The 14,761-nt window shown below is 43.0% G+C and carries 10 protein-coding genes; 4 read left to right on the top strand and 6 right to left on the bottom strand.

Annotated elements, in window-relative coordinates; genetic code table 11:
- Window positions 1-49 precede the first annotated feature (49 nt).
- A complete protein-coding gene (gene gyrB / locus SYN7509_RS0220210; RefSeq protein WP_009633661.1) occupies window positions 50-1,990 on the bottom strand; it encodes a DNA topoisomerase (ATP-hydrolyzing) subunit B in 1,941 nt (646 codons plus the stop codon).
- Window positions 1,991-2,118: 128 nt separating this feature from the next.
- Between gyrB and miaA the strand changes: the two genes are divergently transcribed.
- Both miaA and ggt read left to right on the top strand, forming a co-directional pair.
- The gene (gene miaA / locus SYN7509_RS0220215; protein WP_009633659.1) at window positions 2,119-3,072 is read left to right on the top strand and encodes a tRNA (adenosine(37)-N6)-dimethylallyltransferase MiaA; all 954 of its coding nucleotides are present in this window, start codon (window positions 2,119-2,121) and stop codon (window positions 3,070-3,072) included.
- Between the two features lie 104 nt (window positions 3,073-3,176).
- Window positions 3,177-4,895, top strand: a complete 1,719-nt coding sequence (gene ggt / locus SYN7509_RS0220220; RefSeq protein ID WP_009633658.1) for a gamma-glutamyltransferase — start codon at window positions 3,177-3,179, stop codon at window positions 4,893-4,895.
- On the opposite strand, the gene SYN7509_RS0220225 is transcribed toward ggt, so the two are convergent.
- From SYN7509_RS0220225 to SYN7509_RS0220240, 4 genes are all read right to left on the bottom strand, one after another.
- On the bottom strand, window positions 4,882-5,139 hold the full coding sequence (locus SYN7509_RS0220225; protein ID WP_009633657.1) for a hypothetical protein: 258 nt from the start codon (window positions 5,137-5,139) through the stop codon (window positions 4,882-4,884). The genes ggt and SYN7509_RS0220225 overlap by 14 nt on opposite strands.
- A 361-nt stretch (window positions 5,140-5,500) precedes the next feature.
- Window positions 5,501-6,919: a DUF4335 domain-containing protein gene (locus SYN7509_RS0220230; RefSeq protein WP_009633656.1), complete on the bottom strand. Its 1,419-nt coding sequence runs from the start codon at window positions 6,917-6,919 to the stop codon at window positions 5,501-5,503.
- Between the two features lie 76 nt (window positions 6,920-6,995).
- Complete coding sequence (locus SYN7509_RS0220235; protein ID WP_009633655.1) at window positions 6,996-7,586, bottom strand: DUF3038 domain-containing protein; 591 nt, start codon at window positions 7,584-7,586, stop codon at window positions 6,996-6,998.
- A gap of 152 nt (window positions 7,587-7,738) precedes the next feature.
- The gene (locus SYN7509_RS0220240) at window positions 7,739-10,117 is read right to left on the bottom strand and encodes an endonuclease MutS2 (protein WP_009633654.1); all 2,379 of its coding nucleotides are present in this window, start codon (window positions 10,115-10,117) and stop codon (window positions 7,739-7,741) included.
- A 360-nt stretch (window positions 10,118-10,477) separates the two neighbouring features.
- On the opposite strand from SYN7509_RS0220240, the gene SYN7509_RS27800 reads away from it, so the two are divergent.
- Entirely contained in the window at window positions 10,478-11,047 is a 570-nt protein-coding gene (locus SYN7509_RS27800) for a type IV pilin-like G/H family protein (protein ID WP_009633653.1), read from the top strand.
- A 466-nt stretch (window positions 11,048-11,513) separates the two neighbouring features.
- A complete protein-coding gene (locus SYN7509_RS0220250; protein ID WP_009633652.1) occupies window positions 11,514-12,677 on the top strand; it encodes a GuaB3 family IMP dehydrogenase-related protein in 1,164 nt (387 codons plus the stop codon).
- A 159-nt stretch (window positions 12,678-12,836) separates the two neighbouring features.
- On the opposite strand, the gene SYN7509_RS0220255 is transcribed toward SYN7509_RS0220250, so the two are convergent.
- Window positions 12,837-14,510, bottom strand: coding sequence for a GspE/PulE family protein (locus SYN7509_RS0220255; protein ID WP_009633651.1), 1,674 nt, complete (start codon window positions 14,508-14,510; stop codon window positions 12,837-12,839).
- Window positions 14,511-14,761: the final 251 nt, after the last annotated feature.

Below are 14,761 nucleotides of genomic sequence, written 5' to 3' on the forward strand. Positions count from 1 at the left end.
TTTGCTGTTTTTGGGGCTGGCTAAGGGTAGAAATACTTAAGCGATGTGCTTAAATATCAAGTTCTGCAAAGTTGAGACGAGGGCCATAGGTTTCGATAAATTCGCGCCGGGGGGCAACGCGATCGCCCATTAACACTGTAAAAATGCGATCGGCTTCGGCAGCATCTTCAATCTCTATCCGTTTCAGGGTACGCGATTCGGGGTTCATTGTTGTATCCCAAAGTTGCGTTGGCATCATTTCTCCCAAACCTTTAAAACGCTGGATAGTGTAGTTGGCGTTGGCGGGAAACTCGTTTTGAGTCAAGTTATTAAGTTCGCGCTCACTGTAACAGTAGTAATGATTGCGTCCGCGCTCAACTTTGTACAGAGGAGGACAAGCAATATAGATGTATCCTTGCTCTACTAAACTGCGCTGATAGCGGTAAAAGAACGTCAGGATAAGGGTTCTGATGTGCGCGCCATCTACGTCAGCATCAGTCATAATTACAATGCGGTGGTAGCGCAGTTTGGAGGGATCGAACTCCTCACCTTTAACACCTAATCCGAGGGCGGTAATTAGTGCCTGGATTTCTGTATTTTTATAGATTTTGGCATCGTCAGTTTTTTCGATATTAAGAATTTTACCGCGTAAAGGTAGAATTGCTTGAAATCTGCGATCGCGTCCTTGTTTGGCCGACCCCCCCGCAGAATCTCCTTCAACTATATATATTTCCGATTCGCTGGGATCTCTGGTGCTGCAATCGGCGAGTTTTCCGGGTAATGGTGACGATTCTAATACTGATTTACGTCTAACTAATTCTCGCGCGTGACGGGCGGCTTCGGCGGCTTTAAATGCCTGAATTGCTTTGTCTAAAATTTGGTCGGCGACGGGGGGACGAAATTCTAAATACTCGGTGAGAACTTCCCCAACTAAAGAATCAACAATTCCTCTAACTTCGGTGTTGCCTAACTTTGTTTTGGTTTGTCCTTCAAATTCTGGGTTGGGAACTTTAACAGAAATAACTGCCGTTAAGCCTTCCCGGACGTGTTCGCCGCTAAGGTTTGGTTCATTTTCTTTAATTTTATTACGCTTACGGGCGATCGCATTCATGGTTCGCGTTAGCACTGCTTTCAATCCATCTAGGTGCGTTCCGCCCTCTGCGGTACGAATATTGTTAGCAAAACCCAGCACGTTATCTGTATAAGAATCGGTACACCACTGCAAAGATACTTCTACCTGGACGTTGTTGCGCTCTCCCTGTACGTAGATAATTTCTTCATGCAGAGGTTGCTTGTCGCGGTTTATATAGGAAATATATTCTTTAATACCGCCTGCATATTCGTAAGTTTCTGTTTTTGACTCGTTACTTTTGAGCAATTCTAGGCGATGGTCGGTGAAAGTTATTTTCACTCCCGCATTCAAATACGCCAATTCTCGCAAACGACTAGCTAAAGTAATGTAATCAAACTCTATGCCAACAGTAAAAATTTCCGAGTCTGGCTTAAAAGTGATAGAAGTTCCAGTCCGTGTTTCTTTGTCTGGTTTTGATTGGAGGTCGCCGATGGGAATACCACGCTCAAATCTTTGCGTAAATACGCGCTTATCTCGCCATACCGTAACTTCTACAAACTCCGATAGAGCATTGACGACTGAGATACCAACGCCGTGCAAGCCTCCCGAAACTTTGTAACCGCCGTCGCCAAACTTGCCCCCAGCGTGTAAAACTGTCATTACAGTTTCTAATGCCGATCTTCCGGTTTGGGGGTGAACATCGGTGGGAATCCCTCTACCGTCATCAGTGATAGTTACTGAACCATCGGTGTTGAGTGCTGCTTCTATGTGGGTGCAGTGTCCCGCCAAAGCTTCATCGATGGAATTGTCTACTACCTCGTAAACTAAATGATGGAGTCCCTTGGGCCCTGTCGTGCCGATGTACATACCCGGTCGCATTCGGACAGGTTCTAAATCTCTTAGAACTCGAATTTGATCTGCACCGTAGCTACTCGTCATAAAATAGGTTCTCCAAAATAAGGTTGCAGTCGCCTAGTGGCTTATAAAATAATAAATCACCTATCAATCTTAACACAAAAGGCTCTAGGGCGACGTTAGGGCAGTCTAAAGACCAATTTATTTAAGGGATGTACCCAGTTATTTATCCTAATTCTAGTTTGATGGTAATTTGCGGTGCTACGGCTACAGGAAAATCTAGCTTGGCTTTAGCTTTGGCAAAAAGGTTAGAGGCAATAATTATTAGCGCCGATTCGCGTCAGGTTTACCGCGAGTTTGATATTGGGACGGCTAAACCAACACTAGCAGAGCGGCAAGAAATACCACATTATTTGATTGATATCTGCGAACCAGTGGAGACTTTGACTTTAGCAGACTATCAGCAACAAGCCCAAGAATTAATCAATTCTCCTCCCGTAAGGGCGCAAAGCATTGCGCCCTTACCGCTCACTACTACTCTTTTAGTCGGCGGTACGGGTTTATATATTCGCTCGATAGTGCAGGGTTTAAAAATTCCCAGAGTTGCGCCAAATAGTGAATTGCGAAGTCAACTTGAAAAGCTTGGTCAACTTCAACTTTATGCGATGTTACAACAAGTAGACCCCGTAGCAGCACAAAAAATCCACCATAACGATGCAGTGCGGACTTTACGAGCGTTAGAGGTATTTTATGTAACTGGAGTCCCGATTTCTGAGCAACAAGGGGAAAATCCGCCCAAATATCCGATTTTACAAATTAGCTTGGATTGTCCTAATTTAGAAGATTTACAAAAGCGTATTGAACAGCGTACTGAAGAAATGATCGAGGCGGGATTAGTTGCAGAAGTTGAGTTTTTGTGTAAAAAATATGGGTTTGATTTGCCTTTGCTCAATACTTTAGGCTATCAGGAAATTAAAGAATATTTGCTAGGCAATGTTAGTCTATCTGAAGCTAAAAAGTTAACGGTTTTGCATACACGCCAATTTGCTAAACGTCAGCGTACATGGTTTAGAGCTTACCCGGAAATTGCCTGGTTTGATTCGGGCGATCGCCAATTAATTGAAAAAGTATGGCAGAAAGTGCAGGAATTTGGGGAATCGCTGTAAAAATCACTACTATGCGATCGCCTTTGGCGCTGCGCTCTGCGCAATCGCACTCTAAAGCGATAAATTAAAACAATCTTGTCACCCAAAACTCTACATTACGTTTAATGCCCAGTATTTACCGCTTTACAACTTTACCTCTATTAGTTTTTCTAGCTTTTTTTACCGCTCAACCAACCTTTGCGGCTTTTCTTCAACCACTAACAACTAAGAAGGGAATGGTAGTATCTGCTCATCCTTTGGCAAGTCAAGCCGGACTTGATATATTACGAAGTGGTGGTAATGCGGTAGATGCTGCGGTCGCAACGACTTTTGCTATTTCTGTAGTTGAGCCTTTTTCGGCGGGAATTGGCGGCGGTGGTTTTTTGCTGCTACATCAAGCTAATAATTCCCAAATGAAGGCGCTAGATTTTCGCGAACGCGCTCCCCTGAAAGCTACCAAAAATATGTATTTGGATGCTCAAGGTAAGGTGCGCCCAAATATAAGTATTGATGGCTATTTATCTGTGGGTGTACCGGGTACAGTCGCCGGACTTTATCAAGTTCATCGCCAGCATGGAAAATTACCTTGGGCGAAATTAGTTGCCCCATCTATTAAGTATGCTCAAGAGGGATTTGTTGTCACAGATCGGTTTGTGGGAGCAGTGGAAAGCCGCAAAAAACCAATTTTAAGCAATCCGGCGGCTCGGCAAGTTTTTACGCGCAATGGCACAATGTACACGGCAGGAGATAAGTTAATTCAGCGCGATTTAGCAAAAACTTTACAGCAAATTGCCACTAATCCCCAGAGTTTTTATACCGGAAATATTGCCCGCGCGATCGCCTCAGATATGGCACGTAACGGCGGTTTAATTACTTTAGAAGACTTAAAAACTTATAAACCTATTTGGCGCACCCCTGTTTGCGGTACTTTCCGACAATCGCGCATTTGCTCGATGCCGCCGCCTTCTTCGGGAGGCATACACTTATTACAAATACTAAATCTCATCGGCGACACCGATTTTAAAGCTAAAGGATGGCACAACCCGGATGTACTGCATTTAATGGTAGAAGCGATGCGAATTGCCTACGCTGATAGGTCGGAATACTTGGGCGATCCCGATTTTGTCAAAGTACCAGTACAACAGCTAATTAGCCCCGAATATGCTGCCAAAAGACGGCAAGAAATTCGGGCTAATGCTACCCCTTCAACGAAAGTAAAACCCGCCCGTAAAGCTGCTTTAGAACGCTTTACCAAAGCCGAATCTCCCGACACTAGCCATTTAACCGTAGTAGACGAACAACGTAACGCCGTTAGTTTAACTTTTACCGTCAATTATGGTTTTGGTTCGGGGGTAGTTACGCCAGGAACAGGTATTTTACTTAATGATGAAATGGACGATTTTGCCGCCGCTCCTGGCGTACCCAATGCTTACGGACTAATTGGCGGCGATGCAAATGCGATCGCACCCCGCAAAACTCCCCTATCTAGCATGACTCCCACTATAGTCACCCAAAATAATCGCCTGAAAATGGCAACGGGTGCGCCGGGAGGTAGCACAATTATTACTACGGTTCTCCAAGTTATTCTCAACGTCCTCGCTTACGATATGAACGCCGGGGAAGCCGTTTCTGCTCCCCGCATTCATCATCAATGGTTGCCCGATGAACTAAGAATGCAACCTTTTGGTTTAGATACAGCGACTATTGCCGAACTCAAACGACGGGGACATAAAGTTGAACAAAGGAGTCCTTGGGGAAATGCTAATGCGATCGTTGTCACCCCCGATAATAAATTAGAAGGAGCTGCCGATCCGCGCGGAGAAGGTTCTCCTAGTGGTTATTAAAAACTTCAACTTCTACGATCGCAAATTCTTTAGCTCTGGCGCTAGGTACTAAAGTCCAACCTGCTTTCAACAGTTTTTGATAGGTTGCCCAACCTTTAGAGCCTCCAGGTATGCGATAGTCGGGTACGCAAATATGGGGATAAGCTGTATAAGGTCGCCAAGAGCGATCAGTTTGCGTCTGCAAATGCAGTATTTTTTCTCCATCATCACCGAATCTAGATAACCAACACATTTGTCCTGCCATATAAAACTCCTCAATTCAATACGACTTAGAAACCGCCTAAAACTAAAGTTTTGGGCTGATATTTCCAGTCCGTTAAAATAGACTGAAATACCTATGTATTCAGCACTCAGTCTTAGGCACGAAGACTAGAGCTGTAAGACCTTGGGTTTAAATTCAAGGTAGTAATTCCCACTAAGGTAAGATAGCGATTAATTTAACCGCATCTTTGCACACTTTTGTCAAGCCCAACATCCTCCTAAAAGATTACTTTAAGCCACTACTTTAGTTTGTGCAAAACATCAATAGGGATTAATACCCAATATTGCGACATTATCCCAAAGATTTTAGTATTCAAGTTAACAAAACTTAAAAAATATGCCTTTTACCTTGCGTCGCCTGCCTCTAAGAATGCCTGAACTTTGCCATTAGGATTAAAACGGAGACGAATTCTAGGACTTTGACCATTAAGATTGGCGGAAACAAAACGTTCGCCAATTAAGGGCATTCCCGTGCGATCGAGATAAGTTCTTGATGGTAATCCATAGGGTTCAATTACTTGAATGCTACCGTCCACATCTAAAACAATGCTGTACTCTAAAGAATTCCTCAAGTTAGCAGGCGGTTCCCAACGCTGGTTAAAATAGTTGCTAACTTCGGCTACTTGAGGATTGGCAACAAAAGCAGTGCGGGTAGAAGTAGTAATAGGCTTTGGTGGTGTTGACGCATTTTCCCTAGAATTACTATCTTGTTGGGCTACTACAGTAGTTTTAGTTGTAGTAGAGCTAGGTTTTGCTGGTAAATTAGGACTGGGTATAACAGCGATGGGTGGCGCTGTACGATTACTCGTTCCGGGAACAGTTACAGTAGTAGTCTGTCCCGCAGTAGGGTTAATAACGATTGGTTGAGGTGGTAAGCCGTTAGGTACGGGATTAGTTTTAGTGCTGAGTGTTGTTGTTTGTGGTGTTGGGGTCGTAGTTGGTACGATCGCACTTTTAGCAGGAATATTATTATTTGGTGAAGGTACTAATATTGTGGTTGCCGGAGACAAGGTAGGCAATGGTAAGGGGGCAAGAGCAACTTCGGGATTAATAGTAGTTTTAGGACGATTATTGATATTGTTGGCGATTTGCGGAGAATTAGGACGATTAAATACTTGCAATCCTACCGCCGTAACACCCACACCTAACAGCAACACTGCGGCGATATTTGCCCAAGCTAAAAGAGGGGAAGAATTTTGAGGATTGCGAGAATAAGTTGGTAAAGCAATTAGATCGCTCTTATATTCATCAAGAGCGGTAGCCAAATCAAATAGTTGCAGTATGCTAAGTTGGACAAACTGCCCGGTTTCTGGTGTAGCTAAAGTTCCGAGAAATAGGTTATGAGCTAATTTTGTTGCTGGTTTTAGGGCAAAAGTATCGCTTTGAGCAATTAGGCGATCGCTATTTGAAGTTTTAGGGGGAAAATCCTCCGCAGGCATTAGCCACACATCGCTATCAACGTCTACTCTTGGCGACAGAGGTGTTTCTTGACCTAAAACAGCAAAGCTTTCGGAAGATAAGCTGAGTAATTCTTGAATATAGATAGTAACGACAGTGTGGAGGGCTTCTAGTTGGTTGCTATTGCCTGTAATACTAACTTGCTTATCCGCATCGGATCTTGGATCGTCAAAACGCAAGTCAAACTGTACTTCTTTTACTACTTTAGAACCCACCCAACGGGATACAGGCGAACTATAAGCCACAACTTGCAGCGTACAAGTGGGGGGAGTATAGCGATGTAGAACCGAATTTGATAAGGGCATAGTAGGGTATAGTTTTAAGCCAATGAGTTCTAGGTTGAGAAATTGTTTTTAATTAATACTCTTGCTAAAGAGCTAATTATTTTTGACTGCGATCTAAAAGTGCCAACCACAAACGCCGATGACCTCCCGGACTACTATAAAACAGCAAATCTACCAAAAGCTTAAGTGCCAATTGAGTTAATTTATCTGTAGAAACATTGCGATCGTCTTCCATGCGTTCTAAATAGATATTGTTAAAAGCATCGAGATAATCGCCAATTAAAGCCGTTTTATGAGGTTCGCTGTCATTTTGGGCAGCTTGTTCGAGCAAGTCGATCCCTCGGCGAATTAGTTCTTGGTGTTGTTTGGCGAGGTAGCAGCTAATTAACACCAGACTTCGCGCTTCTTCTATGTCTAGCTTTTTGCGTCCACCTTCACCTTTGCGTAAGGGATTTGATTGGCGCAATCTCCACAACGTCACGCGATCGGGTATTTTTGATTCCAGATTCAGCGCGGATGCGGCTTGCAACATAGCCTCAGACCCTATACCTGCTAAGGATTCCAACGCTAACAGCACCAAATCTATTTGAGTTTTGATGTTGTCAAGTTGGATTGAATCAGGCTGGGCGCGGTTTAGTTCATCCCAAGCAAGAGATGACCCAGCGCTAGAATGCGTATCTTTAAGCATATAAGCTAAGACAGGTATCGATAGAGTTGTTACCTATTTTGAAACCAGACTCTTTTAAGTAAATTTGGTTTCTAATAGCATAATCTGTCCGCTTACACCTGTCAGCTATTAGCGCTTCAGTCTTCCTTAATAAAGAGATTTTGTATTGCAGGTTAATTTATATAAGCTACTGTAACTCCTGTACCACCATCAGCTTTTTGGGCATCTTCATAGCGGCTAATTCTAGGGTGCTGGCGCAAAAACTCCCGTACACCTTGCCTTAATTTTCCCGTACCGTGTCCGTGAATAATCCACAGTTGCCCATTGGCGGTTGAAATAGCATCGTCTAAAGTCCTCTCTGCATCGGCGACTCGACTACCGCGTAAATCAACGGTGTTTTTAGAAGTCCGAATTACTGGAGTCGGGATAGTTTCTATAGGTTTATCTGCAATTACTTCTGGTTTTTTCTTTTTAGCAACTACTGGTTTTTCACCATCTAATGATTCAATATCTTCTAGGTTTACAGTCATTTTCATAATCCCAAACCGGACAATTAAATCTCCTTCGTCACTAGGAATACTTAAAACTTCTGCCGTTTGTCCTAATTTGGGAATGCGGAGGCGATCGCCTATTTGCGGTTTAAATCCTGGTTTTGGCTTTGGAGGTGGCGCTACATAGTTGGCGGCAATTTGATTAAGTTCGTTGGTTGCTTGCTGCGCGTCCATAGCCGTTACAGTGCCTTTTTGTAAGCGGCGAATAACTTGGGCGATTTCTCCTTTGGCTTCAGAGATCGCCTTTTGGACAACAACATCTTGAGAGGCGCGTAAATCTCGTTCTCTAGCTTGCAAAGCGGCGGCTTTTGCCGATACTTCTTGATAAAAACGTTCCGCTTGTTCTAATAACTTTTGCGCTTCTGTGGCTTTAGTTTCCTGACGTTTTCGTTGCGCCTCTAAACCTGCAATTACTTGGTTTACATCGTCATTTGCACCGCCTAAATGTTTTTTGGCTTCCTCAATTACTTCGAGTTTTAAGCCTAAACGCTCGGCAATAGTTAGGGCGTTAGAACGTCCTGGAATCCCCCACAGCAGCCGATAAGTTGGTGAAAGGCTGATTTCGTCAAATTCTACGGAGGCATTCTCAAAGCGATCGTCTTGATATTTTAGGGCTTTAAGTTCGCCAAAGTGGGTTGTAGCAATGCTTAATTGGGCGTTGTTAGCTAAGTAGTGGAGTAAAGAAATAGCTAAAGCGCTTCCTTCTACAGGATCTGTTCCCGCTCCTACTTCATCTAAAAGTACCAATGATGAGCCAGATTTGTCTATGGCGGTTAAAATACGGCTAATTCGGCGAATATGACCGGAAAATGTTGATAAACTTTGTTCTAACGATTGTTCGTCGCCAATATCGGTTAATACTTGCTCAAACCAAGGCATTTCTACAGGTTCGCGCGCGGGAATAAATAAACCGACTTTTGCCATCAAAGCGGCTAAACCAAGGGTTTTGAGAGTAACAGTTTTACCGCCTGTATTTGGGCCAGTAATGGTGACGACGCGGATGTTGGGTTGAATAAATAAGTCAACAGGTACAACATTGCGATCTTGTTCGTGCTGCTGCTGCCATACTAGAAGCGGATGGCGCAACTGACGTAAATTGATCATTTCGCCATCATTGCGGTTGATAAAGCGGGGTGGATTTGCTTTTAGCCAAAAACTATAACGAGCGCGCGCTGTGGCAAGATCGATAGTAGTTGCGATCGCTAGCAATCTTTCCAAGTCTTCGCTAACTTCGGCGACAAGCTTTGTTAAAGTCCGGCGAATTGCTTCTTCTTCTACCTGTTCTTTGCGGACTAATTGCCGTAACTGATTGCCTAAAGGAACAACGCCACTAGGCTCTACATACAGGGTTGCGCCGCTTGTTGAGGTATCGTGAACTATACCGGGGATAGCATCTTTTTGGGGTGCTTTAACGGGAATTACAAAGCGATCGCCTCGTTGAGTAATTATTTGCTCTTGGACGGCGTTTGCTTGGCGTTGGAGGATGTTTTGCAGCGATCTATTGATTTGGGTTCTTAGCTGTTTTATCTGGGTACGCAGGTCGCCTAAAATCGGGCTAGAGCGATCGGTTACTTGTCCTCGTTCATCTATACATCGATGAATTTCTTGCTCTAATTCGGGATAAGTCCGTAACTCGGAGACTAATTGTGTTAATACGGGGATATCTGGTTGATTATCGATAAAACGGCGCAATTGTCTAGCACCGAATAAAGTTGTAGCAATTTCTAGTAACTCATTTCCGGCTAAAATCCCTTGTAACTGCGCCCTTTCTACAGAGTCGCCAATATCTTGAATACCATCAAAAGCTAACCCTGTAGTTAAACGGGTTTCTAAATCGTAGACTTCTTTTGTCTGTGCGAGTAATTCTTCGCTCTGTAATTGGGATGCGGGAATTTGGAGATTACGCGCAGCGATAGAGCCAAGTTTAGTAGCTGCAAAGGTAGATAAATGCTGACAAAGGCGCGACCATTCTAATAATTCTAGAGTCTCAGATTGGATCAAGGCTTACCTGTAAAATCCCGTTAAGAAAGCTATATCCTATTCTAGCGGATACCTTTATAGCTGGGCATCAATTAAGCGCTGCATTATCGCCAATCAATTGCGCCTCTACAGTTAATGTTTAAAAATCAGGCATTGGATTGCTATACGTAGTAAGCGGTTTCGCGCGGATGTAAAATTTATCTTGCTTTGCCAGAAAACCTGAACATTCAAAAGCAATTTTTAGACACGGCTTAAACTTTAGTTTTGTCAAAATGCCTATGGGATAATTAATTTAAAGAGCATAGCTTACAAATTTTCAACTTGACACAATTTTTCTAAACACTTAAGATTTTAAAATTATTTAAAAATCTTTTGGTAAAAATGCAGAATCAGAAGCTGGCTTTTTGGCGGCTATTATTTATTAGTGGAACTTTAGTTTCAGGAGTTGTAAGTGACTTTGAGTTGTCAAATTTAATTGGTTTAAATATTTCTACATTTTCCAAAGTTGTATTTAAGTCTAATACCTCCCTTGCCGGAGATTTACCTGCAAATACGAAAGTTAAACAAGCTGAAAGCAAAAAACAAATTCAAATAAAGCAATCCCAAGCTAAAGATTACATCAGTTCAATCAACCGCGCCCAGGTTGTTTTTCATCTTAACAACGCTCAATTTGCCAGTTCAACTAAACAATTAAAATTAGAAATACCTAAAGAAAATAATTATTATAAATTTGAATTTGTAAGTAGCAATTCAAAGTATGCTTACACAACAGCAGCAGCAAAACAGATGAATCTTAAAAGTTATGCAGGAGTAATTTTTAAATCTAAATTATCTGATACATTTTATCTAGCTATTTGTCAAACAAACCAACCTGCAAATAAACCTCCAACGATACCAATTAAAATTGGTGACAAGGTATATTGTTCTGCTGATTCGTCTAAACTTGATTGACAAAGTTTTATGATAATTCTATGAAAAAAATCTATCCCGGCGGTGGCAATTGAGCAAGCAGCAATAAACGCGATCGCATAGTTTTGTAGGGTGCAATAGACTTATCCTTTGGAATCATGCCAGGACTTGCAATTGCTATTTTTCCCTAACACTACTGAGCATTTCGCTGGAAAAATTGCGATTTCTAAAACAGAACCGTTAGCAACTCGACTAAATAATAGCTAACAAAACTAGCCTGCCTTAAATCTCAAATATTGCTCGGATTGATAAACTGTTGAAGCGTCCATTTGTTGCTCTAGTGGGGAAAATAAGGCGATCGCACCTTGTTTCAAAAAATGTTAAGTATAAATACTACAACAAATTTTGATCGCAATCTCTTTTGCAGTGCTGTAGGTGGCAAACACCAACACCCCCCGCAATTTGATACGCTATGTTTTAACAGAATCGGAAGTGGGATAAAACAAAAGTGGATATTGAAATTGGGCGGGGTAAAAAAGCAAGAAGAGCTTACGGAATCGATGAAATTGCTTTAGTACCAGGCAATAGAACCCTAGATCCGAGTTTAGCCGATACAACCTGGCGCATCGGTAATATCGAGCGAGAAATTCCGATTATTGCAAGTGCCATGGATGGCGTGGTAGACGTTCGTATGGCGGTATTATTATCGGAACTAGGCGCATTAGGGGTACTCAATTTAGAAGGTATCCAATGCCGATACGCCGATCCCAAGCCAATTTTAGAGCGGATTAGTTCGGTAGGCAAAGATGAATTTGTCGGCTTGATGCAAGAATTGTATGCTAAACCCATCGAACCACAATTAATCGAGCAACGTATTCAAGAAATTAAACAACTTGGGGGAATTGCCGCCGTTAGTGCTACTCCCACAGGAGCAATGAAGTACGGCGAAATGGTAACAAAGGCGGGAGCAGATTTATTTTTTGTCCAAGCTACCGTAGTTTCTACTTCTCACCTATCGCCGGAATCTCTAACACCTTTGGATTTGGCGCAATTTTGCCGAGAAATGCCGATTCCGGTAATTTTGGGCAACTGTGTTACTTACGAAGTCACCCTGAATTTAATGAAAGCCGGAGCGGCGGGGGTATTAGTCGGAATTGGGCCAGGAGCGGCTTGTACCTCTCGCGGAGTCTTGGGTGTGGGCGTACCTCAAGCAAGTGCGATCGCCGATTGTGCGGCAGCGCGAGACGATTATTATCAAGAAACCGGAAACTATGTGCCAATAATTGCCGATGGCGGTTTAATTACTGGCGGCGATATTTGCAAATGTATTGCTTGCGGCGCAGATGGGGTAATGATTGGTTCGCCCTTTGCTAGAGCTTTAGAAGCCCCAGGAAACGGCTATCATTGGGGCATGGCAACACCCAGTCCCATTTTGCCACGGGGGACGCGGATTCGAGTTGCTACAACGGGTACTTTGGAGCAAATCTTAAGGGGTCCGGCTTTATTAGACGATGGTACGCACAACTTGCTAGGAGCTTTAAAAACTAGCATGGGAACTTTGGGCGCAAAAAACCTTAAAGAAATGCAGAGCGCGGAAGTGGCGATCGCTCCTTCATTGTTAACTGAGGGTAAAGTCTACCAAAAGGCTCAACAATTAGGCATGGGTAAATAGATGTAAGTCGGCGGCTGAGAGCAAAAATCGATTGCTACCGGATTGTAACTATCATCCAGCAAAACCATTTGCTGTGGCTTACAATAAGGGAGACGGAAATTTTTTTCCGTTCACTCCTCACACCACACTCCGCCCAATTATTATTGGGCGGTTTCTTATTTAGTTGACAGCTACTGATGACTCAATCCGGCTTTGTAAGTCACGACTAGACGTATTTCTATTGAGGGAACTACGAGGTAATACGCGCACAATCTCCTCTACAGTAGTCAAACCACTGGTAACTTTTTCAATAGCCGCTACTCTAAAAGATGAAAAGTTGATTTTTTTGAGGTATTGATGCAATTGAGTAATACTACCTTCATAAATAATTTCTTGGACAGTTTCATCAATATCTAACAACTCTACAATTACCTCTCGTCCCAGGTAGCCAGAATTAAAACAAAATTGGCAACCCATCCCTTTGCGCCATGTGCCAAATCTTTGCTGCAAACCCAAAATTTTTAAATCTGTTGGAGTTGGTGTATAAGGTGCTGCACAGTGAGGACAAATGCGACGCACAAGGCGCTGGGCGACAATTCCTAGCAATGCGTCGCTCAGTAAGGCGGGGTCAGGGCCAATGTCTTTGAGGCGCGGAATTGCCCCTACTGCATCGTTGGTGTGTAAGGTAGTTAGGACTAAGTGTCCGGTTAACGCGGCTCTGACCGCCGTTTCTGCCGTTTCCGCGTCGCGGACTTCTCCTACCATGATTACATCAGGATCTTGGCGCAAAATCGAGCGCAGTCCCGCCGCAAAGCTCATTCCCGCCGCTTCATTAACTTGAGTTTGGGTAATCCGGGGCAACAAATACTCTACCGGGTCTTCTACGGTGACAACATTAATATGCTCGTTGGCAACAGTTTGTAAACTGGTGTAAAGAGTGCTAGTTTTTCCCGAACCTGTAGGGCCAGTAAGAATAATCATCCCTTGGGGTTGCTTTAACCAAGTTTTGTAAGTTGCTAAGGTTTCTTGAGTAAATCCTAAATTATTGATGTTAGAAAAAGGATTATTTCTAGGTAGCAAACGAATTACAGCTTTTTCACCGTTGACACAAGGAAGGGTGCTAACGCGCATATCCATTCCTAGTTCGGTTTCCGAAGAAGATGCGTATTTTTCCCCAATCCGTCCATCTTGCGGGCGGCGACTATCGGAAATATCGATCGCCGACATGACCTTAAGCGCTACAATTACTCTGCGGCTGAGTTCGGCGGGAAGGGTTGTAATGTCTCGCAATACGCCATCAATGCGATAACGAACTCTCAAGCCGTCTGTCATTGGTTCTAAATGAATGTCGCTGGCGCGGTTACGCAAAGCTCCAGAAATCAGCGTTTTGATCCGCCCAATTTGATCGGCGGCTTTGGAAAGGTATAGTTCTGTCGTTTCGCTAATATTTTCTTGCTCGTATTCCCCCGTTAGGGGATTGATTAATTGAGCCGAGCTAAGGTTATTGACATTAAGATTTTGAGTATGAAACCAAGCACGGTAGCTTTTGTCAGAAATAGGAATAACTTTGATTTGGCTGTAAGTGCGATCGCCTAAATTGGCAACTATTTCTGGACTGAGATTGACAGGACTACCTAAGTAATAACACCCACGCCACAACAATAAAGGAATGGCTGGTGGTAAAGAATTGCGATCGGGAAAATGTCGCAAAAATCTTAAACTAACATCTCGATCGAGCAACGCTTGATTAACGGTGCCTTGATCGTCTACTAGAATTTGCAACGCTTGAGCGCAATTTATTTCTTGATTGATTAGTCTTTGCCAAGCGGAATTGTTTGTGGGTGAATTTTGCATATTTGTTGGTAAGCTCACTCCCTCAATCTAACTCTAGTATAAAATTTTCTAGTGGAATTACTGGTGCTTCACAATAAATTGACATTTATCAATTATATTTTTAACAAAATCTTACCCAAAACTTTAAATAGTGCGATCCTATTTGATTCATAAACATTATCTCGTAGCAATTCATTGCGCCCCTACAACGTTCACGATTGGTTTAGGATTGCTATAGTGCGATCGCATTTCTTAAAAAAATCACCTAAGCG

Source organism: Synechocystis sp. PCC 7509, assembly GCF_000332075.2.
In the GTDB taxonomy this organism is placed as follows: Bacteria; Cyanobacteriota; Cyanobacteriia; order Cyanobacteriales; family Chroococcidiopsidaceae; genus Aliterella.

What these genes read in the sequence shown, in the direction of transcription:
- gyrB (WP_009633661.1), bottom strand. Translation starts at nt 1,990, where the DNA reads ATGACGAGTAGCTACGGTGCAGATCAAATTCGAGTTCTAAGAGATTTA.
- miaA (WP_009633659.1), top strand. Translation starts at nt 2,119, where the DNA reads ATGTACCCAGTTATTTATCCTAATTCTAGTTTGATGGTAATTTGCGGT.
- ggt (WP_009633658.1), top strand. Translation starts at nt 3,177, where the DNA reads ATGCCCAGTATTTACCGCTTTACAACTTTACCTCTATTAGTTTTTCTA.
- SYN7509_RS0220225 (WP_009633657.1), bottom strand. Translation starts at nt 5,139, where the DNA reads ATGGCAGGACAAATGTGTTGGTTATCTAGATTCGGTGATGATGGAGAA.
- SYN7509_RS0220230 (WP_009633656.1), bottom strand. Translation starts at nt 6,919, where the DNA reads ATGCCCTTATCAAATTCGGTTCTACATCGCTATACTCCCCCCACTTGT.
- SYN7509_RS0220235 (WP_009633655.1), bottom strand. Translation starts at nt 7,586, where the DNA reads ATGCTTAAAGATACGCATTCTAGCGCTGGGTCATCTCTTGCTTGGGAT.
- SYN7509_RS27800 (WP_009633653.1), top strand. Translation starts at nt 10,478, where the DNA reads ATGCAGAATCAGAAGCTGGCTTTTTGGCGGCTATTATTTATTAGTGGA.
- SYN7509_RS0220255 (WP_009633651.1), bottom strand. Translation starts at nt 14,510, where the DNA reads ATGCAAAATTCACCCACAAACAATTCCGCTTGGCAAAGACTAATCAAT.